Origin of the sequence: Edaphobacter acidisoli (genome assembly GCF_014642855.1) — a bacterium.
Classification (GTDB): Bacteria; Acidobacteriota; Terriglobia; order Terriglobales; family Acidobacteriaceae; genus Edaphobacter; species Edaphobacter acidisoli.
The window spans coordinates 1,965,602-1,991,258 of the sequence record NZ_BMJB01000001.1 but is presented as its reverse complement, the minus strand read 5'-3'; the positions used below and the strand labels follow the sequence as shown (position 1 = coordinate 1,991,258).

Sequence of the window (25,657 nt, the reverse complement as noted above, 5' to 3'; positions counted from 1 at the left end):
TGGACAGGAGGGCCCTATGCCCAGCCCGCAGATGCGTCGCCCCGATGAAGGAATGAGCAAAGGCGCAGTGGAAGAGGACACGTTCGACCCCCGCCTCCGCTTGCGCCCACAACATGGCTCGATGGCACTGCAACTCGGCCATCGCGACCAGGATGAGATGCTCAAGGACAACGATACGGATTTTCCCGGCCTTGATGCCGATGCCGAACATACCGGCTGGCACTGAACTGCATTGGGCAATATCAAAGTCACCCCGCACAGGCGGTCGCTCGACTGCCATAGCAAAGGTGTGGGCTCCAGCAGCCGTCTCCACCAAAAGGTGGAGGCCAGTGTGCGCCTCGTGGCACTATCCTTAGAGGGTTCACCTGTAATGAAAGGCTGGAGATGGTTCCCGGTTCACGCCCCGTTGTGTCCAGAGGGCAGGCGATAGCATCATCCGCGCGGAGGCCGCGCACATTTCGGCGGGCAGGCGTGGCTGCGCTGCTGGGCGCGCTTTCGCTGGCCGTCTCCGGTTGCCATCGCGGACTGCCGTCGGCTTCGTCGAAGACGTATAGCGAGTTCGTGTCGGCTTTTTATACCGGGCTTGGTGCGCTTCAGGTGGGCAATGATGCGCTGGCTGACCCGGAGCTTGCGCGTGCGACGCAGCTTGCGCCGGGTGAGCCGGCGGCGTGGGCGAACTGGGGCATTCTTGCGCTGCGGCAGCGTAACTTCGACCCTGCCGGGGACCGACTTCAGCATGCGCAGTCGCTGGCTAAGGATAGCGATGCCATCTACTACTTGCTGGGGCTGGTGGAAGATGGCAGAGGAAACTCTGCGCAGGCAATTGCTGACCTTCGAAAGGCCGTCGGGCTGAACCCGAAGAATCTCATCGCTACGTATGAGCTGGCGGAGGAGATCGAGCGGCAGGGTGATCCGGATAGCGGCGCGCAGTTTCAGAAGCTGATCGAGCAGATCGTCGCAGCGCAGCCGGACAATCTGGCTGCTCTGGTGGAGTTGGCGCGTGCTTCGGCCAGACAGGGCGATGCGGCTACGCTGCGCCAGACGGTTGCTCGCATTCGTAGCCATGCCGAGGGTTGGCCGGCGCCGGTGATGCAGCAGCTCGCGGCCGTGGAGACAGCTGCGGCGGGGGCTGACCCGCAGGCTGCTGCTCTGAAGACGACGTTCCTGCGCAATGAGCTGATGCAGCTGCCGCGCTTTCGTCAGGACCTCGCTGCGATCAAGCCTGCTCCTGGAGATGAGGCTCGGCCCTTCACACGATTTTTACGGCTTGCTACGCCTTCGTTTACGCCTGCTCCTGCGGACACGGCGATGACCTTCGACGCGCAAGCTTTGCCGGATGCGGACAAGACGCAGTGGACGTGGATTGGGGCTGTCTCGCTCAGCGATAAGGGTGCGCCTGTTGTGGTTGAAGCGAATGCGACGACAGTGCGGCTTGCTACGGGCGTGACGATGACGTTTCCTGGCGGGACGGCGAAGACCGCTCCCTCGCCTGAAGGGGTTGTTCCGCTTGATTTCAACTACGACTTCAAGATGGACTTTGTGCTTGCCGGGGCTGGCGGTGTCCGGTTCTTTCGTCAGGATTCGCCGCAGACTTTTACGGATGTGACGGCGCAGACGAAGTTGCCGAAGGCGATTGTCGATGGCAACTATACGGGTGCATGGGCAGTGGACATTGAGGCCGATGGCGATCTCGATGTGGTGCTTGGTTCTGCGAGCGGCGTGCCGGTTGTGCTGCGCAATAATGGCGATGGTACGTTCACGCCGATCAAACCGTTTGCTGGAATCGACGGGGTGCGCGGATTCGAGTGGGCCGATTTGCATGGCGCGGGAAATCCTGATGCCAGCATGATTGATGCGGCGGGGCATTTGCATGTCTTTCGCAACGAGCGTTTGGGGCACTTTGTTGAGGAGCCGGTGCCTGCGAGTGTTGGTGCGGTGAAGGCGATCACTGCGGCAGATGTTAGTCACGACGGCGTGCTCGATCTGCTTGCGGTTCGTGATGATGGGGCTGTTCTTCGCCTGGCGCTGAAGGGCGATGGCGCGGGTTGGGATGTGGCGCAGCTTGCTCAGGTGCCGGATGCGGCGAATTATCTTGCGGGTGAAGTGCGTCTTCGTGCAGAGGACATCGACAACAACGGCGCGGTTGATTTGTTGCTTGGTCGAGTTACGCCGCTGAGCGGACAACCGGGAGCGCTGCTCTGGCTTGGTGGTGCCGATAGCAATTTCACTTCTGCGGAGAAGATTGCAGCGACGCCAGTCGTTTTTGATGCTGCCGACTTAAGTTCGAATGGCAGGCTCGATTTGCTTGGGATTTCTACTGACGGGCAGCCAATCCGCGCGATCAATCACGGTACGAAGGGCTATCACTGGCAGATTGTGCGTCCGCGTGCTGCGCAGGCTACCGGCGACCAGCGCATCAACTCGTTCGGTGTTGGCGGCGCGATCGAGATTCGCTCTGGCCTGCTGGTGCAGATGCAGCCGATTACCGGGCCTGAGATGCACTTTGGACTTGGCACGCAGACGGGTGTGGATGTTGCGCGTATCTTGTGGCCGAATGGCACGGCGCGCGCTGAGTTTGCGATGAAGGCGGACCAGGAGGTTGTTACCGAGCAGCGCCTCAAAGGCTCGTGTCCGTTTCTGTTCGCATACAACGGGCACAGCATGGAGTTTGTTAAGGACGCTGTGCCGTGGGGCTCGGCCATTGGCCTGCGCATCAACAATCTTGGCACGGCCAGCATTGCGGCGACTGAGGAGTGGTACAAGATTCCGCGTGCCGATCTCGCTCCGCGCGATGGTTATTATGACCTGCGCATCACAGGCGAGCTTTGGGAGACCTACTACTACGACTATCTCGGCCTGATGGTTGTGGATCATCCTGCGGGCACGAACATCTTTACCGATGAGCGGTTTGCCGTGCCCGCGGTGAAGCCTGCAATCACGACGGTTGGCCCGCTGCATAAGATTGTTCGTGCGGTGGATGATCGTGGCAATGATGTGACTGCTGTTGTGCGCGATCTTGATAATCGCTATCTCGATACGTTTGGGCGCGGGCAGTATCAGGGTGTCACGCGCGACCATTATGTTGAAGTGGATTTGGGCGATGACATTCCGAAGGGGCCGCTGTATCTGGTGGCGCAGGGCTGGCTGCATCCTTCTGATTCGTCGATCAATGTTGCTATCAGTCAGGGCAGTCATGAACAGCCGAAGCCTCTCAGTCTGGAGGTGCCTGATGGACATGGCGGCTGGGTTGTTGCGCAGCCGAACCTCGGATTTCCGGCGGGACGGAAGAAGATTTGTTTGTTCAATCTGACTGGATTGTTCCGTTCCGGTGTGCCGCATCGGGTGCGTTTGAGGACGAACCTCGAAGTTTATTGGGACTCGATTGAGTGGGCGCAGGGACTGCCTGATACTCCGTTGAAGATTACGCGGCTTGCTCCGGCGAGCGCTGACCTGCACTATCGCGGCTACTCGGTGATCGATCAGGCCAACCAGTCTTCGCCGGAGATTCCGGACTATAACCACCTGACGGGAGCGCGTCATCCGTGGCGCGATCTTGAAGGTTACTACACGCGCTATGGCGATGTGCGTGAGCTGCTGGCGAAGACCGATGATCGCTACGTCATCATGAACGCGGGAGATGAGATGTCGTTTCGATTTGCCGTGTCTCCACCTCCGCCTGCGGGCTGGGTGCGTGATTTTGTGATTGCGGGTGATGGTTGGATCAAGGATGGCGATTTCAATACGACGTACTCGGAGACAAATTTGCCACTGCCGCACCACAGCAGGACTGTATATGACACCGCGCCGTTGCCTTTGCGGCAAGAGTGGGCCTATCGGCATCATCCTGAGGATTGGCAGACATACCAGACTCGCTACGTCACGCCGCAGCCGTTTGAAGATGAGTTGAGAGGCGGAGCAGGAAGATGAAACGTGGACCCGTTGCGCACACGCTGCTCGCGATCTTCTTTGTTGGATTGCTGCTGGTACCGTCGATCTTCCGGAGGGTTTCGGCGGATCGGCAGTCGGCGAAGACTGCGCTCGACATGAAGGCATCGCTGGCGCGGCATGGCTTCTATCTGCAGGAGGTATCGAAGGCTGCGGGCGTGAACTTCGTTCACGAGGCGCCGACGCTCGATCCTAAGCTGAAGGGCATTATGCCTGAGGTCGCGTCGATGGGGGCTTCGGTTTCGATTGTGGACTTCGACCGCGACGGCTGGCCTGATATTTATGTGACGAACAGCAAGATTGGCAGCAAGAACGCGCTCTATCGCAACATGCATGATGGCACGTTCAAAGACGTTGCCCCTGAGATGGGCATCGCGGATGTGAATACGCCGGGGACGGGCGTTTCGATGGCGGCGATCTGGGGTGACTATGACAATGATGGCTACGAAGATCTGCTGCTGATCAAGTGGGGCCAGACGGAGCTGTTTCATAACGACCATGGCCATGGTTTTACGCGCGTCGATGTGGCTGGCTTGCCGAAGTGGATGAATGCGAATACTGGGGTCTGGTTTGACTATGACGGCGACGGGCTACTCGACTTCTTTATTGGCGGCTACTATCCCGAGGATGTGAATCTGTGGCATCTCGATACAACCAAGATCATGCCCAACAGTTTTGAGTACGCCAATAATGGTGGACGCAAATATCTGTTTCATAACCTGGGGAATGGGAAGTTTGAAGAGGTCAGTGCGAAGGTGGGGATCGATAGCCGCCGCTGGGCGCTGGCTTGCGGTGCGGCGGACCTGCGTGGGACGGGGCATCAGGACTTGTTTGTTGCGAACGACTATGGTGTCAGCGAGCTCTACCTGAATGATGGGAAGCGGTTCCATGAAGTTGGCTCGGAGTCGGGTATCGGTTTTGCTCCGAAGAGCGGCATGAATGTTGCGTTTGGCGACATTATGGACCAAGGGAAGTATTCGGTGTATGTGTCGAACATCTCCGAGCCGGGTGTGTTGATTCAAGGAAATAATCTTTGGGTGCCTCAGCAGAATGGGACGGCCGGTTCGATCAAGTTCGATAACCTTGCGCGCGATATGGGCGTTGAGTTGGGTGGGTGGAGCTTCGGTGCGCAGTTTGGTGATTTGAACAACGATGGAAATCTTGACCTGTTCCTGACGAATGGCTATGTTTCGCTCAATCGCAATGAGAGCTACTGGTACGACTTTTCGAAGGTGGCCGGGGGTAACAGCACGATCATTGGTGATGCGAAGAACTGGCCGGCGATGGATGGGCGCAGTCTGTCCGGGTATCAGAAGAAGAAGGTTTGGATGAATGATGGCGCGGGTCAGTTTATTGATGTGGCGCAGGCGGTGGGTGTGACCGACACGTATGACGGGCGCGCCGTCGCGATGGCTGATCTTTGGAACACCGGCGCGCTTGATGTAATCGTGGCGACACAGCGTGGGCCGCTGCTGATCTACAAGAACACCGTGGATCCTAACAACAAGTGGGTTGAGTTTCAGCTTGAGGGAACGAAGAGCAACCGCAGCGCGATTGGAGCAGAGGTCACGGTCTACTGGAACGGCAAGGAGCAGGTGCAGGAGGTCTCTGGCGGGAGTGGTTTTGCTGCGCAGAATCAACGACGGCTACACTTCGGCCTGGGGAAGAATCCGCAGATTGAAAAGGCCGTGGTTCGCTGGCCTTCGGGAGCGATCCAGACTCTCAACGATGTTGTGCCGGACACGATGTACAACGTGAAGGAGACGAAGTGAGCGAGCAGATCGCCGAGCAAAACTCGACGCCAAATACGACGCAGGGCACGGCGAAGCCTGCGAGTCGCGGACTGCTTGCAATTCTCGACAGCCGGTTCACGCCTCCCGTCTTTATCACGCTGATCCTGCTCGCCGGGCATCTCTCGTTCGGGATGCTTGAGAGCTATCAGAAGACCTTGCTTGCTATCGCGGCCAGTATTGTGACGGAGCTGGTGCTGGGGCGCTTCTTTATGGGCAAGTGGCCGCATCTTGCCAGCGCGTACATCACCGGCATCAGCGTGGGGATTCTTGTACGCTCGCCGGCGTACTGGCCGTTTGCGCTGGGCGCGATGATCTCGATTACGTCGAAGTATCTGCTGCGCTATAAGGGACGGCATCTCTGGAATCCGTCGAACCTGGGCATCTCGGCGCTGCTGTTTCTTGCGGGCGATATTGTTGCCAGCCTCAGTATTCAGTGGGGAAATTTTCTGCTGCCCATCTTTGTCATCTGGGCGCTGGGGTCGGTCATTATCTGGAGGCTTCGCCGGTTCCACATCACGGCGACGTATGCCTTCTTCTTTCTTGCGTTCGCGTTTCTCCGCAGCTACATGCTGGGGGTTCCGTGGCAGTCGGAGATCGCGCCTATCACCAGTCCTGAGTATCAGCTCTTCATGTTTTTTATGATTACGGACCCGAAGACGACGGTGAAGAGCAAACGCGGACAGTGCATTGTGGTGTTCATGGTGGCGCTGGTTGAGATGTTGATGCGGCTGGATCGTGTGATCTATGCGCCGTTCTATGCGCTGTTCTTTGTGGGGCCTGCGGCGTTGCTGATTGAGATGTGGTGGCAATCGCGGCGTGTTCAGATGGCTGGCACTCCTGCATAATCTGTTAATAGGACGGATGAGAGCGAAGATGACGATGCGCCGGATGCAGTTTGCCTGTTGCTTCTTGTTGCTGGTTGCCTGTGCTGGGTGCAGGAAGAAGAGCGCTTCGCGTCCGAATGCTGCGGCTACAACTGCGCAGCATCCCGCGGCGCCGATTGCTTCAGCGCAAACACCCGTGGATGTGCGGCCATCCGGCCCGGTCACGTTTACCGATATTACCGAGCAGGCAGGAATTCGCTTTCGCCACAATAGCGGCGCGTTTGGAAAGAAATATCTGCCGGAGACGATGGGCAGCGGTGTCTGTTTTATCGACTATGACAAGGATGGTTATCAGGACATCCTGCTGGTCAACTCGACGGACTGGCCGGATCACAAGACGCGCCACTCCTACCCGGCGCTTTACCACAACAACGGCGATGGCACCTTTACCGATGTGACCCGTCAGGCTGGGCTCGGCGTTGAGATGTATGGCATGGGCTGCGCCGTCGGGGACTTCGACAATGACGGCTATGACGATATCTACATCACGGCGGTAGGCCGGAACCATCTATTCCGCAACCTGGGCAACGGCAAGTTTGCCGATGTGACGGCGAAGGCGAAGGTGAGCGACCCTGGGTTTTCGACCAGCGCGATCTGGTTTGATTACGACAACGATGGCAAGCTCGATCTGTTTGTCTCGCACTATGTGAATTGGTCGGAGGCGACGGACCAGTTCTGCTCGCTGGATGGGAAGAGCAAATCGTACTGCACGCCGAATGCTTACAAGGGCCAGAGCGTGACGCTCTTTCACAACCTTGGCCACGGTGTCTTTGAAGACGTAACGAAGAAGGCTGGGCTATACGACCCGACGAGCAAGTCGCTTGGCATTGCGATGCTGGACTTTGACAATGACGGCTGGATGGATCTGTTCGTTGCTAATGATACCCAGCCCGACAAGCTCTATCGCAATAACCATGACGGCACGTTTACCGATATGGGTGTGGCGGCGGGTGTGGCGTATGGTGAGTCTGGCGCGACGCGCGCCGGCATGGGCGTGGATGCTGGAGACTACGACCACTCAGGACGGCAGGGGCTGCTGGTTGGCAACTTCACCAACGAAGGCATGGCGCTGTACCACAACGAAGGCGGCGGGTTGTTCCGCGATGCTTCGCTGACCTCTGGTATTGCGACGGCTTCGTTGCGGTCGCTGACGTTCGGCACGTTCTTCTTCGACTATGACCTCGATGGCCTGCTCGATATCTTCGCTGCGAACGGCCATGTGGCGGATGACATCAGTGTGACGCAGCCTTCGCTTAGCTATGCTGAGCAGCCGCTGTTGTTTCACAATCTTGGGCATGGACGGTTTGAGGATGTTACTGGCCGCGTTGGGCCGGACTTGCGCCGGCGCATGGTGGCTCGTGGTGCGGCCTATGCGGACATTGATCTCGATGGCGATCTCGATGTGATCGTGACCTCAAGCAACGGTCCGGCACACTTGTTTCGCAATGACAACGGCAACAAGAACGACATGTTGCGCGTGAAGCTGGTGGGCACGCGGTCGAACCGCGATGGCATCGGCGCGAAGGTGACGCTGACGACCAGCAAGGGCCTTCGCCAGTTTGCGCTGGTGAAGAGCGGGTCGAGTTATCTATCGCAGAGTGAGCTGCCGCTGACCTTCGGGTTGGGCAAGCCCGAAGATGGAACGACGGCGCGGCTGGACATCGTGTGGCCCAGCGGCCATCGCGATTCGATTGCGAACATCAAGCCGGACCAGTTTCTGACGGTTGAAGAAGGCAAGGGAATTGTGTCGGCGCAGCCGATCGTCTTCACGCCGCACAAGGCCGCAAGCCATCCGTAGAAGACGGCTAGGCGTGTCTGCTCTGCAGCGATGATGGCGCAGGCGCTCGAGTCAAGTTTTATCAGGGGGAGTTAGCAACAACAGGCGGAGCCGCCGGCGATGGAGGGGATGATGGTGAGCTCGTCGGAGTCCTTGACGGGTGAGGCTTCCTTGTCTGCGAGGTAGCGGATGTCGTCGTCGTTGAGGTAGACGTTGACGAAGGAGCGCAGCTTGCCGTCGGCGGTGAAGAGATGCTGCTTCAGGTCGGGGTACTTCTGGGTGAGCCCCTCGAAGACAGCGGTGACAGTCGCGCCGGGAACGCTGACGGTCTCAAGGCCGCCGGTGTAGGTGCGCAACGGTGTAGGGATGTGGATGTTCATGCCTTACCTTTCTGTGGATGTGCCGCTGGCCGCGCCTGCGGGCATGTCGATCTGGATTGCTTCATCTTCAAAGTTCTTGTTGTCCTCTTCCGTGCCGGTGAGCAGGAACGAGTTGGTGACGGCGGCTTTGCCCTTTTCTACCGCGGTGATGATGTACGAGCAGCCGAGCCAGTGCGCTTCGGCGAAGTCGGTCTTTGACCACTGCGCAGGATGGTCCGGGTGCGAGTGGTAGAAGCCTACGATGTCGAGGCCAAGTCCGCGTGCCTGGCGTTGAATCTTCACCAACTCCTGCGGGGCGATGTTATAGCGGTTGTGCGCTGAGTCGGTGCGGGTGTTGCCCGCGCGGACAATCTGTTTTACGTGATTGCCTTCGCCGGGTACGCTCTTGCCGAGCAGGACGCCGCAGCACTCGTAGGGGTAGGTCTCTTCGCCGTGCGCGCGCAGGGCTTCGTAGTCCGCGTAGCTGATGCGCAGCATTATGCCTGCTCCTCCTGCCAGAATCGTTCGCTCATGTACTTCTCCGCGGAGTCGCACAGAATGGTGACGATGACGGCTTCGCGCCCTGCGGCTGCTTCGCGCTCGGCGACTTGCAGCGATGTGGCGACAGCAGCGGCAGCCGAGATGCCGACCAGCAGCCCTTGATTGCGTGCGAGGCTCTTGACCGTTTTGTATGCGAGCTCGGTGGACATCTCAATGTTTTCGTCGGCAAGCGAGGCATCGTAGATGCGCGGCACGATAGCCGTCGGCATGTGCTTCAGGCCTTCAAGGCCGTTGAAGGGCGAGTCGGGCTGCATGGAGATGCAACGGATGTTGGGGTTCAGCTCGCGGAGCCGCCGCGTGGTGCCAATGAAGGTGCCGCTGGTGCCCAGGCCAGCGACGAAGTGCGTAATCTGGCCTTCGGTCTGTTCCCAGATCTCATTGGCGGTGGTGCGGTAGTGGGCGCGCCAGTTTTCTTCGTTGGAGTACTGGTCGGCGTAGAAGTAGCGATCGGGTTGCTCGGCGATCATCGCGCGCGCTTTGCGGATGGCGCCGTCGGAACCGTCTGCGGGGTCGGTCCAGATGATCTCCGCCCCATAGGCTGCGAGATAGCGCTTGCGCTCCGGCGAGACATTCGATGGCATGCAGAGAGTGACTGGGAATCCCAGCGCGGCTCCCAGCATGGCGTAGGCGATGCCGGTGTTGCCGCTGGTCGCGTCGAGCAGGCCGCGCGTTTTGCTGAGCAGGCCGCGCTTCTGCGCATCGGTGACGATGGCCGAGGCGGCGCGGTCTTTGACGGAGCCGCCTGGGTTCGCCCACTCCGCCTTGCCGAGAATCTGGATGCCGGGCAGGTGAGAGGCGAGCCGCTCGATGCGCACCAAGGGCGTGTTGCCGATGCGTTCGAGAATACTGGTGCCGAGCGTTTTGGCGGATGTAATCATTCGGTTTTGGTTCTCGCTGATGCGGTGTCCGGCCACGCCGGATTGAAGCCTTGCGGCCAATATGCGACAGTTATTAATAAGTCTAACGTATGGCACTCATGGCTAAAAAGTCTTCTCATCGCACATTCAACGATGTCCTTTCGCTTCTTGGCAGTCAACGATTCGATGTTGCACCGGCGCAGGAGGGTGCAAAGCGCACGCCGAATGCCTTTCAGGTGCGCAAATACGGCTGCGCGGCGGAGATTGCGGCGGCTCCTGACGGCACGGTTGTGATGCTGGTGCGGCCGGGCTTTGTGCTCGGTGGCGAGATTTCAAGGTTGCTCGACCGGGGCTATCAGAAGTTTCTGAAGACCAGCAAGGTGGAGATTCCTGCCACGGCGGATCATCTGCGGGCCCTGCACGAATTCTCGGAAGAGCTGAATGAAGCCGCCGGGGCGACGAGCTTGTACAACCAGGCACTCGGCACGACCAGCGACGTGTACAACTACGACCGCGTGAAAGGCCGCGAGTAGGCCATCATTGGTCTTTTAGTTGGTCGATAAACCTGAACACTGAGGGATCAGACCAGTCGGCAGCGCCAGCGTGCTTTGAAACCAAGGTTCCGTCTTTCGCATAGATGAATGTGGACGGGTATTGGTTGAGTCGCATGGATTGGGGAATATCTTCGTCCTCCGTGACGTAGAACGGAAGATGAAGATGATTGCGGCGGGCGTAGGAGCGCACGGCAAAAGGCGAATCCATCCGAGAGACGATGAGAAACTTTACCTGTGGATCGTCCTTGTAATGGTCATAGAGCTTCTGAACCGTGGGCATTTCTGCGACGCACTGAATGCACCATGTTCCCCAAAGGTCGAGAAAGACCACCTGCCCTTTTGTTGCGGCAAGATGCTGCTGTTCTCCGTCGAGCGTGCGATAGATAAGATCGCTGGCGGCTTCCGGCTGTCGTTGGAGATTGGGAGGCCTCATATTGACGGCGATTCGGTGCTGAACTAATTTGAAAAAAATCAAGCCACCACAAACTGCCAGGACCGCCAGCGAAATGAGGCCAACCGCTATGAGCTTCAGAGCTTTTCGCACTGTCGTGTAACCTCGGGCGCTTATAAGCTTATATAAAACAGACTGCCAACGGTCCGATTGGCTTAGCGGAGGCGATTTTGTTCACGTTGTAGCTCGCGGTAGGCTTCGCTTTTGCCGATGCCGCGCTCGCGGGCGATCCGCTTGAGCGCGTCCTTTTCGTCGATGCCTTCGGAGTGCATGAGCGCTGACACTTCTGCGGTGATGCTTTGTTTGTGAGTCTTCTCTCCAGGGCTCGGAGAAAACAGCAGGACCATCTCTCCGCGAATTGCTGGGCGGGCGTTGAGTTCTGCACGCAACTTGCTGACTTGGCCGCGCAGGAACTCTTCATGTAGCTTGGTCAGTTCGCGCGCGAGGACGACGTGCTGGTCTGCTCCAAAGACCGCTTCGATATCGCTGAGCGTCTCAGCGATGCGATGTGGTGCTTCGTAGAAGATGTGCGTTGCGCCATTGCGAGGAAACTGTTCGAGCGCGGTCTTTCGCTGGCCTGCTTTTGCGGGAAGAAAGCCGTGGAAGATGAAGCGTTCGGTGGAGAGGCCGCTGGCTATGAGGGCGCTGATGGCCGCGTTTGCTCCTGGAATGGGAAAGACAGCGATACCTGCGGCGACGGCTGCTGCGACCAGTTCGACACCGGGATCTGAGATGCCCGGTGTTCCTGCGTCGCTGACCAGCGCGATGCGCGCGCCTTGCTTCAGCTCTGCAGTTAGTTCTTCCGCGCGCGGGCCTTCGTTGTGCATGTGGTAGCTGATGGTGGGCGTTGCGATGCTGAAGTGGTTGAGCAGCTTCTGGGTCTGGCGCGTGTCCTCGCAGGCGATGCGGTCCACGCTTTCGAGCACACGTAGCGCGCGAAGTGTGATGTCCTCCAGGTTGCCGATGGGAGTGGCTACCAGATACAGGCCAGGCGCGAGTGGCTGCGCTTCGCGCTTGCGGATGGTGGCTGGTTCGCTGGGCATTATTCCTGCGGCCGTATCCGGCGGCGCTGGTTGAGCATGCCCATGGAGTGGGCCAGGTTTTGTGGAGTGATGATGCCGACGATGCGATCGCCTTCGAGCACGGGCACCATCTGCGCGCCTTGCCCGCCCATGATGCGACGCAATGTCTTGACGAGCGAGTCATCGGGCCCGGCTGTCTGGAACGAGCGCGTCATCACGCCCTGAATGTAGCCATTGCCCTCCGCATGCAGCGCTTCGACGATGCCTTGCCGCGAGACGGCGCCGACGAGGTTCGCGCCGCGCACGACGGGGAAGACGTCCTGCAGGGTGTGGACGGAGCGCTGGAGTGCCTCTTCGAGTGTGTCGGAGGCAGAGAGCGTGGTGAACTGCGTCAGCATCACGTCGCGCATCCGCACGGTGTCGGCATCTGCCTGAAGGAGAAGCCCCTGGTCTTCGAGGTGCGCGCCGATCATGACGAAGGCGCCGAGCATCACCAGCCACATGTTCGGCAGGAGCAGGCCGGCGATGATCATGGCGATGGAGATGAGCTGGCCGAGCCCGGTGGCAGCGCGCAGGCCTTTGATTGCGCCGTGCGCCTTAGCAAACTCGCCGCGAAAGACGCGACCGCCGTCGAGTGGCGAAGCGGGCAAGAGGTTTACTGCGCCGAGCAAAAGGTTCATCCAGATGGCAGAGCGGAGCAGATGAGCAGGCGTGATCCAAGGCTTTTCGAGCGGGTTAATCCCGGGCGAGATGGTCAGGACAAGCGCGGCCAGCAGCAGACCGGCGACGAAGTTTGCGATGGGGCCGACGAGCGCCATGCGCTTCTGCATTTCTGGTGTTGCAGCCCGCTCAGTGGATTCCGGAGAGTAGGTGAACAGGCCGCCTGTTGGGAGCAGCAGGACGCTGCGGAGCTCAAGTCCGTTCCAGAGAGTTGCAACGGCGCGGGCGACCTCGCGGATGATGACGGCGGCGAGCAGAGTGAGCCAGAGCACGAAGCCGCGTCCTCCGGTTGAGCCGAAGGCCGAGCCGTAGCTGATGGCTACGAGCAGCAAAAGAAGAAAGAAGGTGTGGATGCGGACATCCACGCCGAAGAACTTACCTAACGGAAACGACCACCCACGCATGGGCTTTATTGTATGCGCTCGGGCCATCCGGCATCGCTTACCATCGAAGGATGCGTGTGATTGCGGGGACTTTTCGATCGCGGCAACTCGCTGCTCCGCGAGGGATGGCGACGCGGCCGACCAGCGATAAGCTGCGCGGGACATTGTTCAACATCCTCGCTCCGCGGATTGAGGGGTGCAGGTTCGTTGATCTGTATGCGGGCACGGGCGCGGTTGGGATTGAGGCGCTGAGCCGCGGGGCGGGGCACGTCTGGTTTGCCGAGAAGGCTGCTCCTGCGGTGGCGACAATCAGGGCAAATCTTGCGGCGCTTAAGGTGGAGCGGGGCTTTACGCTGGAGGCGCGTGGCGTGCGGGTGCTGCTGGAGCGGTTGAGTGGGCCAGTGGATGTGGTCTTTCTCGATCCGCCGTATGAGGCGGCGGCGGAGTATGCGGGGACGCTGGAGTTTCTGGGTTCGCGCGACTTGCTCGCTCCGGGTGGGGTGGTGGTTGCGGAGCATGGGAGCAAGGTTCGGCTGGCGGAGCGGTACGGGGCGCTGGTGCAGACGCGGGTGGTGAAGCAGGGCGATGCGGCGCTTAGCTTCTTTGCGCTGGGGGAGTGAAGCCGCCGCCCTCGTGTGTGCCGGTGCGGAGGTCGAGGGTGAATGGGACTTCCTTGTCGGTGAACATGTTCCAGCCGAGGCCGTGGAGGGTGTCGGCTTCGATGGTGGTGATGCGGAGGCCTTCCCAGGTGAGGCGGGCGGAGTGCCAGGCCTGGTCGTGGTCTCCCCAGGCGACGATGGTGTGGAATCCGATGAAGAGGAGCAGGCCGTGTGTGGGTAGCGGGCGGACCTCGACGACTGGCTTCTGCGGGATGTGGGTGGAGCGGTCGGGGTGCGCGGTGTCGAGGATGTAGGCGTAGCCCCCGGCGACGGCGCAGAGCTCGTGCGGGTTGGGGCAGGCGTGGATGCCGGTGGGGACGTTCGGGTCAGTGAAGCCGAGGGCGCAGGTGGCGAGGAACGTCCCCCCGGCTGCGGGGTGCACGAGGAGTTGGAGGGCGCCTCGGGCGAGGGCGTCTTCTTCTCCGGCGATCTGGTGCGGGTAGGTGAAGTGGCGGGCGGGAGCGATGAGGGGTGGTTTGGTGAGGATCTCGGCGGTCCAGCTTTGGGGGAAGGCCTCCGTCATCGGGTGGCCTCGAGGGCGTGGGTGATGTCGGCGAGGAGGTCGTGGATGTCTTCGCAGCCGGCGGAGAGGCGGATGAAGCCTTCGGGGATGGCGTCGCCTCCCCAACGGGCGCGGCGCTCGGCGGTGGTGGTGATGCCGCCGAAGCTGGTGGCGTCGGTGATGAGTTGGGCGGTGCGGAGGAAGGTTTCGGCGGCGGGTTTGTCGCGGAGGGTGAAGCTGACGACTGGGCCGAAGTAGCGCATCTGCTTGCGGGCGACCTCGTGGCCGGGGTGCGTGGGCAGGCCGGGGTAGAGGACTTCGGTGACTTCGGGGCGGGTGGTGAGGAACTCGGCGATGCGCTGGGCGTTGGAGCAGGCGCGCTCGAGGCGCAGGGGCAGGGTGGCGATGGAGCGGTGGGCGAGCCAGGCCTCCATGGGGCCGAGGACGGCTCCGGTGAGGGTGCGCCAGTGGTCGAGCTGGGCGTGGAGCTCGGGGCTGCGGGTGGCGACGTGGCCGAGGAGGAGGTCGCTGTGGCCGGTCATGGCCTTGGTGTCGGAGGCGACGGAGAGGTCGGCGCCGAGGGCGAGGGGGAGCTGGCCGAGCGGGGTGGGGGTGGTGTTGTCGACGGCGACCAGGGCTCCGGCGCGGTGGGCGTCTTCGGCGAGCTGGGCGATGTCGGCGATCTCCATGGTGGGGTTGCTGGGGGTCTCGATCCAGAGGAGGCGTGCGCCTTCGAGGAGGGCCCGCTGGGCGTTGCCGGCGGTGGGGGCGGTGCGGATGGTGACGCCCATCTTCGAGAAGTAGTCCTGGGCGAGGACGCGGGCGGCGTAGTAGGCGTTGGCGGGGAGGACGGCGACGTCGCCGGGGCGGAGGATGGAGCCGAAGACGGCGGTGCAGGCGGCCATGCCGGAGGCGAAGACGAGGGCGGAGCCGGTTTCGAGGTCGGAGATGGTGCGCTCGAGGTCGGTCCAGGTGGGGTTGTGGGAGCGGGCGTAGGTGTAGGGGATGCCGGTGGGGTCGCCGGGAGCGTGGTAGGGGGCGGCGAAGACGGGGCCGGAGTGGAGGGGCTTGCCGGGCTCGGCTGCGGTGAGTGTGGAGCGGACGATTCGGGTGGTTTCGTTCATGGACCCCCTCCCCCTACTTTTTTCGCTAAGTCTATTTTTATCAGTGGTGTAGCGTGTGATTTAAATGCAAAGTCTTGATTTTGGGTGCTTTATGGGTAAAGTATTCGTTTGATTGATGTTGTGTTCTCTGTTTTTTGTACCTTCTTCTATGATAGCGGGTTTGGGGAAACTCAACCGCCAATTGGAAGTTGTTTCAGATCAGTGGTTTATGGGGTTTGGGGGCTTGACATGTGATTTTGCTGGTGTTTTTGTGGGTTAATTCTGTAAGTGTTTGGGTTGAAGTGGTTTGTTGTGGTGGTGGGAGCATCTATGAGTCGGGCTTTCAGCCCTCTGGGTTTTCCTGGCTGGGGACCTGGGGCTTCCTGCCCCAAAGAGCAAAAATGCTCTTTGGGGACCCCGTTCGCCCGGCTGGTATGAGTCGGGCCTTTGGCCTTGGGGACTTGTTTGTGCGAGGGTCTTGGCAAGAGGTTGTTTCGCGGTGGTTCGAAAAAATGCGGGGGTTCTTCCCCTTCGGTTCACTCAGGGTCAGAATGACGGCTGTTTGTCTCAGTGCTGAAGTTGTGCCATGCAGCGGCTTACGATGCATGGAGGTTAGCGATGAGATGTTTGGCGGTCAACACCTCGCCGAAGGTGCTACGCATGTTGGCAATTGCGGCATTGTGCTCTGCGGGTGTCCGCGCTGCCGTGGCGTCCTCAATAAAGATGACGCGGTAGTTCATCTGCATGGCGTCACGGGCGGTGGACTCGCAACATACGTTCGTGAGGGTGCCGGTGATGATGAGTGTGTTCAGGCCCCGCCTCTTGAGGAGTTCGTTGAGGTCTGAGGCGCCGGGGATGAAGGCGCTGAAGCGCGATTTCTCGACCTTCAAATCTGCAGGCATCACGGCGAGGTCGGGCCAAAGCTGGTGGTAGTGGCTGCCGCGCTCCAGGAAGCGCTCCTGTTGCGGCCGTTGGCTTTCCGGCATCCGGGCAAACCAGTTGGACCAGCTCTGAACGTCGGGGGACCCAAGGGTGAACTGCACGAAGATGTTAATCGCCTCGCTCTTCCGAATGGCGGTGCTGATGGCATTGACTGTGGGGATGATGTCTCGTGCCGCTGGAACTTCGACAGGAGCCCCTTTCTCCACGAAGCCATTCTGCAGGTCGATGCATAGATGGGCGGTGCGGCGAAGGTCGATCGGACGAGTCAACGGTGCGCTCGTTGAAGCGCCAACTTCGCTCGCGTTGACGGGGCGACTCGCTGCTGTCATGGCGGTTGCAATACCTGAGTACAGCAATGTGCGGCGATTCATGAGATCTCCTGGAGGCTTCTGTGGGGAGTGGGAGGAAGTGTACGCTATGGCTGATTTCCCGGCAAAGAACAGGTGAGACTGTGGGTGATTTGTAGTCCGTGCTGGCACAGGCAAAATGCGGGGGTTCTTCGCTTCCACCCCAGCCAGCAAGCTGGCCGGGGACCCCGATGCGCTCAGAATGACGGCGAGATGTGGTGCGAAAGCGATCCCTTGAGGGTGGCAAGTAAAAAGCGGTTCGCGCAGAGCGCGAATTAACCCAGGTCTCAAAAGCGAGACCTGGGGCACACGTGTCCGGCTTTGGTTGAGAAAAGGCGTATCCCGGAGGCTGAAGCCCCTGCGTTTTGTGGCTGGTTGTTGCCCGGACTGAAGTCCGGGCCTATCTCAGGAACAACGACAACGACAAAGACAACAGCGACCAGCAACGACAAGAGCAAAGGCAACTCTTCACTCTGGCACTCCGCGGCGGGGGTAAGGTTTTTGGATTTTCGCTGGCGCGAAAATGAACCCACCTTAGGCGCTTCGCGCCGAAGATGGGGCACCCGACTTTGCGCGAATTACCCCGGAGTGTTGTGTGGTTAGAAGGGGATGTCGTCGTCGGTGATGCCGGGGTCGGCGTAGGTCGTTGCTGCTTCGCTGGCGGGGGTGCGCTGGTCGAAGCTGGCCGTGTTGGATTTGGAGTAGCCGCCGCCACTGCTGCCGCCTTCGCTGGGTTTGCCGAGGAGGGTGAGCTCGTTGATGAGGATCTCGGTGCGGTATTTTTTCTGACCGGATTCTTTGTCGTCCCAGGAGCGGGTCTGGATCTTGCCCTCGATGTAGAGCTGCGAACCCTTCTTGACGTAGTCGCGGATGATCTCGGCGGTGCGGCTGAAGGCGACGAGATTGTGCCACTCGGTCTTGTCCTGCCAGTTGCCCTGCTGGTCCTTCTGGCGGTCGGCGGTGGCGAGGGAGAAGCTGGCGACGAGGGTGCCGCCGGGGGTCGAGCGGACTTCGGGGTCTTTGCCTACGTTGCCGAGAAGAAGGACTTTGTTGACGCCTTTTGCCATGTGGATGCTCCAGTGTGGTGGTGAAGGATGAGGATAGCAGATGGAGGGATGTGGAGATGTGGGACATTGAGAACGGCAATCGATTCTGTGGCGAGTTCGTTTGGGATTGCCATTGCGGTTGGGTTAGTGGCGGCTTGAGCGGTGGTGGAAAGCCTCCTAAAACCGTGCCTTCGGCAGAGCGGTGACGCCTGTCGGCGTGGCGTTTTATCGACACGCGTAAACGCGTGTCCTTCCGCTGGTATTGCCCGGACTGAAGTCCGGGCCTATCTCAGAAGCAACGACAAGAGCAACCACGGCAGCGATGTACATTCCCACCCATCGCATGAAACCGCGATGGATGGGGCACCCGGCAAAATACAGGGGTCTCTCCACTGCGCCGCTGCGCGGCTTCGGTCGAGATGACGTGGCTGGAGAGTTACTTTAATCCCACCCATCGCAAAAGCGCGATGGATGGGCACCCGGAGATTAGTGGCCGGCACCCGGCATAGGATTTTCGCTGGCGCGAAAATGAACCCACCTTAGGCGCTTCACGCCGAAGATGGGGCACCCGGCTGCGGTGTGGAATGGAGATGCAAGAGGAGTGAGTGGCTGAAAGGGTTGGACGGTATGGGCGAGTGAGTCGGTCGCGGGGTCCTTCGACTTCGCCCCATTCGACTCGCCTGCGGCTCGCTCAGGGGCTTCGCTCAGGATGACGGCTCATGGGGAGGTCGATGCATTTGTGCCCAACGTGTATGAACGCGGCCTAGCGGCGGGAGTCGCCGATGAGTTTCCAGATGGCGAGGAGCAGGGTGAGGAAGCCTGTGGGTAAGCAACCTAGTGCGAGCATGAGGGCCAGCCAGCCGGAGTTGGTGTGGGGGCCCTGATGGCTGACTCCGCCGAAGAGCGTGAGGGTGAGGACTGCGGCGAGGATGCCTGTGCCGAAGATGGCGATGCCGGTGCGGAGTAGGGTGCGGGTGTCTGGTCGCATAGGGGGCGTGCTGGTCGATCGGGTCAATGAATCACTGAATCAACGAATCAATGGATGGCTGCCTGCATGATGTAGACGATGACTCCTGTGAGTGAGACGTAGAGCCAGATGGGGAAGGTGTAGCGGGCCAGCTTTTTGTGCGCGGGGAAGCGGCCGGTGAGCGAGAGGAAGAAGGTGATGAGGATCATCGGCAGGGCGAAGACCGAGAGGATGATGTGCGAGGCGAGCAGCTTCCAGTAGAAGGGCCACCAGGCGCTGAGGCGATTGAAGTGGGTTTCGCCGTGCAGGGCGTCGTTGGTGAGGTAGGACGCGAGGAAGATGCTGGAGAAGATGAAGGCCGTGAACATGGCTCGGCGATGCTGCTGGATGCGGCCGGTGCGGATGAAGCGGTAGCCGAAGAGGAGCGCGGTGGTGCAGCAGGCGTTGAGGATTGCGTTGACGAGTGGAAGCGAGCGCAGATGCGTGCCGGAGACGTCGGTGGGGGCGTGGAAGTAGACGAGGTAGCAGATGAGCGCGCTGGCGGCGATGCTGAAGAGGATGATTCCGGCGATGACGGATGCGGGCGTGCGGACGGGCTTCGATGCTTGCGGTGAGAGCGTGGTCATTATCGGAAGAGCAGCCGTCCTTTGGCGTCGAGCATGAGGGCGGCCATGAGTAGCGGCAGGTAGATGACGGAGGCGCGGAGCAGGTCGCGGGCGACGAGGCGCGATGCGGGCGAGATGGGGTCGCGGGTGATGCGGGCGAAGCGGATGGTGTACCAGAGGTAGCCTGCGCCGAGGATGGTCGCGGCGATGGCGTAGGGGTATCCGGTGGTGCCGAGGGCGAAGGGCCAGAGGCTGACGGGGATCATGAGGGCGGCGTAGAAGAGCGACTGGATGACGGTGCTCTGCGCGGCGTAGGGCGTGTTGGTGAGGGTGGGGGTGAGGCGGATGCCGGCGCGGGAGTAGTCGTCGCGGTACATCCAGCCGATGGCCATGAAGTGGGGGAACTGCCAGACGAAGAGGATGGCGAAGAGGGCGACGCCGGGCCACTCGATGAGGCCGCGAGCGGCGGTCCAGCCGATGAGTGGAGGGAGCGCTCCGGGGAATGCTCCGATGAAAGTGTTGACGGTGGTGACACGCTTGAGCGGCGTGTAGATGGCGACGTAGCCGATGGCGGTGAGCAGCGTGAGCGTGCCGGTGAGCAGGTTGACCGCGAGCGCGAGGTAGAGCGAGCCGAGGAAGACGGCGGCGAATCCGAGCAGGAGGCCGTGGGTGAGCGAGATGCGTCCGGCGGCCATGGGACGGTGGCTGGTGCGGCGCATCAGGCTGTCCGTGCGGCGTTCGAGGGCCTGGTTGAGGGCGGCGCTGCCGCAGGTGACGACGGCGATGCCTCCGAGGGCTTCGATCAAACCGAGGTGGAAGGGGCTGATGCCGCTGCGGAGGCTGCCGAGATAGAAGCCGGCTCCGGCGGTGATGATGACCATCGCGGAGACGCGGAGCTTGAAGAGCGTGGCGTAGTCGGCGAGCAGCGAGTGCTGCCGGGCCTGCGTCTCTGAACGCGGGTCGGCCTGGGCCAGCGCGTGATCGGTTGTTGTGGAGGTGGCCACGGTTTAAGGATAACGCTTTTGCGGGTCGGGTGTGGGTTTGGTGGGGTTATGTTGAGGGTAAGGAGGGTCTTGTGGTCGAAAGGGAGCGAGGGTATGGGTGGTTTGCGGAGTCGTCGGGGTCCTTCGACTGCGCTCCCTGCGGTCGCTTCGCTCAGGATGACGGCTTGGGGCGATGGTTTGTTATGGGCGGGGGCGGAGGTTGGTGAGTAGTGCTTTTGCTGTGGGGCAGGTGTTGAGGATGTCGGCGGGGGTGAGCCAGGCGCGGCGGAGCTGGGTGATGCCGTAGCTGATTTGGGCGAGCTCGGCGGTGGTGTGGGCGTCGGTGTTGACGACGATCTTGCAGCCGTGCTGTTTGGCGAGGCGGAGGTTGAGGTCGTTCAGGTCGGAGCGAGCGGGTGCGGCGTTGTGCTCGACGGCTACTCCGAGTTCGGATGCGCGCTTGAGGATTTGTTCGATGTGGACGGCGATGGCTTCGCGGCCCAGGACCTTGCGGCCGGTGGGATGGCCGAGGATGCGGACGTAGGGGTTTTCGATGGCGCGGAGGACGCGCTGGGTCATCTCTTCGATGGGCTGGGCGAAGTGCGAGTGGACGCTGGCGACGACGATGTCCATTTGGGCGAGGGTTTCGTCGGCGAGGTCGAGTGAGCCGTCGGCGAGGATGTCGACCTCGATGCCGGGGAGGACGCGGATTTTTCCTTTGTGCTCGGATTGCAACTCGGCGTCGACTGCGCGGATGCGCTGGATGTGGGCGAGGGCGCGGGTGTCGTCGAGGCCGTTGGTCATTGCGAGATTTTTGCTGTGGTCGGTGATGGCGATGTAGCTGAGGCCGCGGGCGAGGGCGGCTTCGGCCATCTCGCGGATGGTGTTGCGGCCGTCGGTGGCGTCGGTGTGCATGTGCAGGTCGCCACGGATGTCGGTGAGGGTGATGAGCTGCGGGAGGGTGTGGTTGGCGGCGGCTTCAAGCTCGCCGGAGTTTTCGCGCAGCTCGGGCGGGATGTAGTCGAGGTCGAGGGCGCGATAAATATCTTCCTCGGTCCGGGCGGCGACGATGGTGTTGTCGTCGAGGCGGGCGAGTGCGTACTCGTTGAGCGTGAGGCCGCGCTTGATGGCGCGCTGGCGGAGGGCGACGTTGTGCATCTTCGAGCCGGTGAAGTACTGGAGCGCGGCGCCGTAGCTGGCGCGGGGGAGCAGGCGCACGTCGACTTGAAGATTGTTGCGCAGGGTGAAGCTGACTTTGTTCTGGCCTTTGGCGAGGAGCTTGTCGATGAGCGGGAGCGCGGCGACGTGCTCGACGGCTGCGGAGACGACGTTGGGCTCGCAGGCGGGGCCGGTGACGAGCAGGTCGAGGTCGCCGACGGTCTCGCGGCCGCGGCGGAGACTGCCGGCGGGGGTGATCTCGTCGATGCCGGGGAAGGTCTGGATGAGTGCGGAGATGCGGTCGGCGTGCTCGCGTGCGTCGTCGATGCGGAAGCGGCTGGAGTTGCGGCGGTAGTCTTCGATGCCTTTGAGGAGCTTGTCGGTGAACTTCTGGCCCATGCGCGGGAGCTCGAGGAGCTTGCCTTCTTTGGCGGCGGTTTCGAGGGCGTCGATGTCCGAGACGCTGAGCGCGGACCAGAGGAGCGCGACGGTCTTGGGACCCATGCCGGGGAGACGCAGCAGTTCGAGCATGGTGGGTTTGTATTTCTGCAGGAGCTCTTCGCGCAGTGGCATCGTGCCGGTCGAGACCAGCTCGACGATATTGGCGGCCATGCCTTTGCCGATGCCGGCGATGGCGAGGAGCTGTTTGGGTTCGGCGACGAGTGTGGAGAGCTGCGTGGTTTGCTGCTCGACTGCCTCGGCGGCGCGACGGTAGGAGCGGATGCGGAAGGGATCGCCTGCGTCGATTTCGAGTAGAGATGCGGTTTCGTCGAGCAGGCGGGCGATGGTGATGTTGTCCATAAAGGCTGTTCAACGCGCAGCTGGTACCGCTGGCGTACTGAGCCAGTATGCACTATGAGAGATGTTCAAGGCAGGGAGGATTTGAATTGGCTGCGCGTGGCGCTAGGCAATCTCCTTAAGGCGCATGACCTGATCGGCCTGGGGACCTTTGGTGCCCTCGATAATGTCGAACTCGACCTGATCGCCTTCCTTGAGGCTCTTATATCCTTCGCGCAGGATGGAGCTGTAGTGGACGAATACGTCTGCCCCGCCGTCACGGCCGAGGAAGCCATAACCTTTTGCGTTGTTGAACCATTTGACGATGCCTTTGTACTGTGCCAATGGAACGAACTCCCTTATCTATCGGATTACGAACAGCGAGAAAAAACGCTGGATGGATTCTGCTGTTCAACCCGTTCTGACGCGGGAGATAGAGCGGCGGGTTGCAGGAAGAATGAAGGATTTTTTTGCACAACTTTTTTCTTAAATCGGGTTGGGGGACAAGTGCAGCTATTCGAGATTCTTCGGGAATAAATTCTCATGGAAGAGAAAGATTTTCTGATCGAAGAGGATGAATGCCCGGCACTTGTCACGCGGACTCTATATTGATCCTGATGCTGATTTGAGTCTGCTTTAAAACTTGCCGCTGCGTCGGCCAGCGTCGTAGAAGAGGACGCCGATGAGGGTTTTGCCGTCGTGGACTTTGTCGGCGGCGATCATCTTGAGCAGCTCGGAGAGCTTGATGCGAACGACTTCGATCTGCTCGTCGGCTTCGGGCTGCGCTTTGCCTGCGCTGATGTCGCGGGCGAGATAGATGCTCATCGATTCGCCGAGGAAGCCGGGGCTGGCGAAGTATTTGGTGAGGTGCGTCCAGCGCTTAGCGCGGTAGCCGGTCTCTTCGATCATCTCGCGCTTGGCCGCGGCGAGCGGTGCTTCGCCGGGTTCGATGCGACCGGCGGGAAGTTCGAGCAGGATTTGTCCGGCGGCGTGGCGGTACTGGCGCTCCATGATGACTTCGGGGTCGCGGGGGTCCTTTGATTCGTCGACAGCGAGGATGACGATGGAGCCATTGTGACGGATGACGTCGCGGGTGTTGATGTGATCACCTGGCTCTTCTACTTTGTCGGAGTAGACGGAGAAGACTCTGCCTTTCCAGGCGAGCTTCGAGGAGATTAATCTAGCTTTGCGTGCGGGCTTTTTGCTGGTAGCGGAGGGCTTTGGCATCGGTGTGGAAGAGTTCTTTTTCTTGACGGCCATAAAGCTACGGTAACATCCTGCATCGCGGCTTGTGTGAGAGACATCCAACGAATGCATAAGTGTGTAAGGTTAAAGCTGATGTACCTCAGGGGCTAAAGCCCCTTCATGCTGATTGGCGTTTACGGCACGGTTGAAGCCATGCCCTTAAGCAAAGCTCATGTTTCGATATGGGTCGAAGTTTTCGAGTGCATTTTTTTGTAGGTTCGATGTGATGAAGGAAGCGAGCGGCGATGAGCGTTGAGTGTTATCCGATGACCGTTGTTCCGGGCGTTTCGGCGCTGTTCCGCGATTATCTTGCGATGGGCACGGGCGCTGGGGATGCGGCGGTGCGGCAGTGGTTCGGCGCGGAGCCGTTTTCGAAGACGTGGATGGGGTCGGCTTCGGCGGTGGGTCACGCGGACGAACTTGCTGACTTGCTGGAGCGGCAGAACACGGCGTTTGGCGCGGGTGTGGCTGCGTTCGACAACATCAGGAAGCTGCGTGCGGGTGCTCAGGCTGTGGTGACGGGGCAGCAGGTGGTGTTGTTTGGCGGGCCTCTGATGGTGTTGCTGAAGGCTGCGACCGCGATTGCGCGCGCGAAGACGGCTACGGCTGAGACGGGCGTGAATCATGTGCCGGTGTTCTGGATGGCGACGGAAGATCACGATCTCGATGAGGTCGATCAGGTTGCGTTGCTGACGAAGACTTCGGTGGAGACGCTGCGCGCGGGGCTGAAGGCGAACAATGCTCCAGTGGGCGGAGTGGTTCCGGGCGCGGAGATGGATGCGGTGCTGGAGCAGGCGGCGGAGTTGTTGGGTCATGCTCCGGTGAGCGAGTGGCTGCGCGAGTGTTATGGCGAGGCGGGTGGTGCGCGGCCTTCGCTGGCGCTAGCCTTTGGTCGCTTGATGGCGCGCATTTTTGCGGAGCAGGGACTGGTGGTGATGGATGCCTCGACGCGTGAGTTTCATGCGCTGGGTGCGAAGACGCTGCGCTATGCGATTGAGCACGCGGAGGAGTTGCAGCAGGCGTTGATTGGGCGCAGCGATGAGCTTGTGCTGGCTGGCTATCATGCGCAGGTGATGGTGGGCGAAGGAGCTTCGCTGCTGTTTCTGGTGGATGATGCGACGGGTGAGCGGCAGGCGCTGAAGCGTGCGGCGGATGGTGCGTGGAAGGCGAATGGGCGCAGCTATTCGACTGCGGAGTTGCTTGCGATTCTTGACGCTGCTCCTGAGCGGATTAGTCCGAATGCGCTGCTGCGGCCGGTGTTTCAGGATACGTTGTTGCCGACGGCGGCTTATGTAGGCGGGCCGGCGGAGGTCGCTTACTTTGCGCAGAACCAGGTGGTGTATCGCGCCGTGCTGGGGCGCGTGACTGCGGTGCTGCCGCGGTTGAGCGCGACGCTGCTGGAACCTGCGGTGGCGAGCGTGATGGATAAGGATGAAGTGCAGCTTCCGGATGCGATGACAACGGCGGAGGAGTTGGCGCTGCGGCTGGGCGCGCGGGCGATGCCGATTGAGTTGAAGCGCAGGATTTCGGCGGCGGGGAGTGCGCTCGACGAGGAGCTGTCCGCTCTGGTTGAGTATCTGAAGTCGATGGATGCTTCGCTGGGGCAGTCGGCTGAGGTGGCGGGGTCGAAGATGCTGTATCAGATGAATCGCGTGCGGCGGATGGCGGCTACGCATGAGGTGCAGAAGAGCGCGAGTCTGAAGAAGCATGCGGATGCGATGACGCTGAATGTTTATCCGGATGGGCATTTGCAGGAGCGCGTGGTGGCGGGCGTGTGGTTTCTGGCGCGGTATGGTGAGGGATTGGTGGAGCGGCTGGTGGGTGTGGCGGCGAATCAGTGTCCCAGCCATGTGGCTGTGCGGCTGTGATTGCTCCGATTGTGCACTAGCCGGAGACAACCGCAAGACCTTCGACTCCGCGCACTGCGGGCACGGGCGCAAACAAAGGAACGGGTTTGTGGCAGAAAAGAGTCGAAGGAATGGGCGACTCAAACTGTATCGGGGTCCTTCGGCTTCGC

Annotated in this window: 24 protein-coding genes; 8 read left to right on the top strand and 16 right to left on the bottom strand. The window is 60.7% G+C overall.

Going from position 1 to position 25,657, the window contains the following annotated elements:
• Positions 1–16 precede the first annotated feature (16 nt).
• The 5 genes from IEX36_RS08040 (at position 17) to IEX36_RS08020 (ending at position 8,420) form a co-directional block, all read left to right on the top strand.
• A complete protein-coding gene (locus IEX36_RS08040; protein ID WP_188758817.1) occupies positions 17–226 on the top strand; it encodes a hypothetical protein in 210 nt (69 codons plus the stop codon).
• A gap of 245 nt (positions 227–471) precedes the next feature.
• The gene (locus IEX36_RS08035) at positions 472–3,927 is read left to right on the top strand and encodes a CRTAC1 family protein (RefSeq protein WP_188758815.1); all 3,456 of its coding nucleotides are present in this window, start codon (positions 472–474) and stop codon (positions 3,925–3,927) included.
• On the top strand, positions 3,924–5,717 hold the full coding sequence (locus IEX36_RS08030) for a CRTAC1 family protein (protein WP_188758813.1): 1,794 nt from the start codon (positions 3,924–3,926) through the stop codon (positions 5,715–5,717). Before IEX36_RS08035 ends, IEX36_RS08030 begins: the two co-directional genes overlap by 4 nt.
• Positions 5,714–6,583, top strand: a complete 870-nt coding sequence (locus IEX36_RS08025; RefSeq protein WP_229668796.1) for a hypothetical protein — start codon at positions 5,714–5,716, stop codon at positions 6,581–6,583. Before IEX36_RS08030 ends, IEX36_RS08025 begins: the two co-directional genes overlap by 4 nt.
• A 28-nt stretch (positions 6,584–6,611) precedes the next feature.
• Positions 6,612–8,420: a CRTAC1 family protein gene (locus tag IEX36_RS08020; protein ID WP_229668795.1), complete on the top strand. Its 1,809-nt coding sequence runs from the start codon at positions 6,612–6,614 to the stop codon at positions 8,418–8,420.
• Between the two features lie 71 nt (positions 8,421–8,491).
• Here IEX36_RS08020 and IEX36_RS08015 read toward each other — a convergent pair whose 3' ends face one another.
• From IEX36_RS08015 to IEX36_RS08005, 3 genes are read right to left on the bottom strand one after another with little or no spacing between them, the layout of a single operon-like run.
• Complete coding sequence (locus IEX36_RS08015; protein ID WP_188758811.1) at positions 8,492–8,779, bottom strand: MoaD/ThiS family protein; 288 nt, start codon at positions 8,777–8,779, stop codon at positions 8,492–8,494.
• Positions 8,780–8,782: 3 nt separating this feature from the next.
• Positions 8,783–9,256, bottom strand: a complete 474-nt coding sequence (locus tag IEX36_RS08010; protein ID WP_188758809.1) for a M67 family metallopeptidase — start codon at positions 9,254–9,256, stop codon at positions 8,783–8,785.
• Positions 9,256–10,197 (bottom strand): PLP-dependent cysteine synthase family protein, encoded by a 942-nt coding sequence (locus tag IEX36_RS08005; RefSeq protein ID WP_188758807.1) that lies wholly within the window; start codon positions 10,195–10,197, stop codon positions 9,256–9,258. Before IEX36_RS08005 ends, IEX36_RS08010 begins: the two co-directional genes overlap by 1 nt.
• Before the next feature lie 89 nt (positions 10,198–10,286).
• Here IEX36_RS08005 and IEX36_RS08000 point away from each other — a divergent pair, with 89 nt between their 5' ends.
• Positions 10,287–10,709, top strand: a complete 423-nt coding sequence (locus IEX36_RS08000) for a hypothetical protein (protein WP_308422287.1) — start codon at positions 10,287–10,289, stop codon at positions 10,707–10,709.
• A gap of 4 nt (positions 10,710–10,713) precedes the next feature.
• Here IEX36_RS08000 and IEX36_RS07995 read toward each other — a convergent pair whose 3' ends face one another.
• The 3 genes from IEX36_RS07995 to IEX36_RS07985 form a co-directional block, all read right to left on the bottom strand.
• A complete protein-coding gene (locus IEX36_RS07995) occupies positions 10,714–11,274 on the bottom strand; it encodes a TlpA family protein disulfide reductase (RefSeq protein ID WP_188758805.1) in 561 nt (186 codons plus the stop codon).
• Between the two features lie 62 nt (positions 11,275–11,336).
• Positions 11,337–12,224: a 16S rRNA (cytidine(1402)-2'-O)-methyltransferase gene (rsmI, locus tag IEX36_RS07990; RefSeq protein WP_188758803.1), complete on the bottom strand. Its 888-nt coding sequence runs from the start codon at positions 12,222–12,224 to the stop codon at positions 11,337–11,339.
• Positions 12,224–13,327 (bottom strand): CBS domain-containing protein, encoded by a 1,104-nt coding sequence (locus IEX36_RS07985; protein ID WP_188758802.1) that lies wholly within the window; start codon positions 13,325–13,327, stop codon positions 12,224–12,226. Before IEX36_RS07985 ends, rsmI begins: the two co-directional genes overlap by 1 nt.
• A gap of 104 nt (positions 13,328–13,431) precedes the next feature.
• On the opposite strand from IEX36_RS07985, the gene rsmD reads away from it, so the two are divergent.
• On the top strand, positions 13,432–13,926 hold the full coding sequence (rsmD, locus tag IEX36_RS07980; protein ID WP_229668794.1) for a 16S rRNA (guanine(966)-N(2))-methyltransferase RsmD: 495 nt from the start codon (positions 13,432–13,434) through the stop codon (positions 13,924–13,926).
• On the opposite strand, the gene IEX36_RS07975 is transcribed toward rsmD, so the two are convergent.
• The 10 genes from IEX36_RS07975 to IEX36_RS07930 all read right to left on the bottom strand — a co-directional run bounded on the left by IEX36_RS07975 (position 13,901) and on the right by IEX36_RS07930 (position 23,655).
• Complete coding sequence (locus IEX36_RS07975; RefSeq protein ID WP_188758794.1) at positions 13,901–14,488, bottom strand: hypothetical protein; 588 nt, start codon at positions 14,486–14,488, stop codon at positions 13,901–13,903. The two genes, rsmD and IEX36_RS07975, sit on opposite strands and share 26 nt — an antisense overlap.
• The gene (locus IEX36_RS07970; RefSeq protein ID WP_188758791.1) at positions 14,485–15,591 is read right to left on the bottom strand and encodes a cystathionine gamma-lyase; all 1,107 of its coding nucleotides are present in this window, start codon (positions 15,589–15,591) and stop codon (positions 14,485–14,487) included. Before IEX36_RS07970 ends, IEX36_RS07975 begins: the two co-directional genes overlap by 4 nt.
• 575 nt (positions 15,592–16,166) lie before the next feature.
• The gene (locus tag IEX36_RS07965; RefSeq protein ID WP_188758789.1) at positions 16,167–16,883 is read right to left on the bottom strand and encodes a cysteine hydrolase family protein; all 717 of its coding nucleotides are present in this window, start codon (positions 16,881–16,883) and stop codon (positions 16,167–16,169) included.
• Positions 16,884–17,458: 575 nt separating this feature from the next.
• Positions 17,459–17,926 carry a single-stranded DNA-binding protein gene (locus tag IEX36_RS07960; RefSeq protein ID WP_188758787.1) on the bottom strand — a complete coding sequence of 156 codons (468 nt, stop codon included), beginning with the start codon at positions 17,924–17,926 and terminating at the stop codon, positions 17,459–17,461.
• A gap of 742 nt (positions 17,927–18,668) precedes the next feature.
• Positions 18,669–18,893 carry a hypothetical protein gene (locus IEX36_RS07955; RefSeq protein WP_188758785.1) on the bottom strand — a complete coding sequence of 75 codons (225 nt, stop codon included), beginning with the start codon at positions 18,891–18,893 and terminating at the stop codon, positions 18,669–18,671.
• 47 nt (positions 18,894–18,940) lie between these two features.
• Positions 18,941–19,498 carry a DUF420 domain-containing protein gene (locus IEX36_RS07950; protein WP_188758783.1) on the bottom strand — a complete coding sequence of 186 codons (558 nt, stop codon included), beginning with the start codon at positions 19,496–19,498 and terminating at the stop codon, positions 18,941–18,943.
• Entirely contained in the window at positions 19,498–20,481 is a 984-nt protein-coding gene (cyoE, locus tag IEX36_RS07945) for a heme o synthase (RefSeq protein ID WP_188758781.1), read from the bottom strand. Before cyoE ends, IEX36_RS07950 begins: the two co-directional genes overlap by 1 nt.
• A gap of 180 nt (positions 20,482–20,661) precedes the next feature.
• The gene (polX, locus tag IEX36_RS07940; RefSeq protein ID WP_188758779.1) at positions 20,662–22,419 is read right to left on the bottom strand and encodes a DNA polymerase/3'-5' exonuclease PolX; all 1,758 of its coding nucleotides are present in this window, start codon (positions 22,417–22,419) and stop codon (positions 20,662–20,664) included.
• A gap of 102 nt (positions 22,420–22,521) precedes the next feature.
• Positions 22,522–22,740 (bottom strand): cold shock domain-containing protein, encoded by a 219-nt coding sequence (locus IEX36_RS07935; RefSeq protein ID WP_188758777.1) that lies wholly within the window; start codon positions 22,738–22,740, stop codon positions 22,522–22,524.
• A 291-nt stretch (positions 22,741–23,031) separates the two neighbouring features.
• Positions 23,032–23,655, bottom strand: a complete 624-nt coding sequence (locus tag IEX36_RS07930) for an NUDIX hydrolase (protein WP_188758776.1) — start codon at positions 23,653–23,655, stop codon at positions 23,032–23,034.
• Between the two features lie 230 nt (positions 23,656–23,885).
• Here IEX36_RS07930 and bshC point away from each other — a divergent pair, with 230 nt between their 5' ends.
• Positions 23,886–25,508: a bacillithiol biosynthesis cysteine-adding enzyme BshC gene (bshC, locus tag IEX36_RS07925; protein ID WP_188758774.1), complete on the top strand. Its 1,623-nt coding sequence runs from the start codon at positions 23,886–23,888 to the stop codon at positions 25,506–25,508.
• Positions 25,509–25,657: the final 149 nt, after the last annotated feature.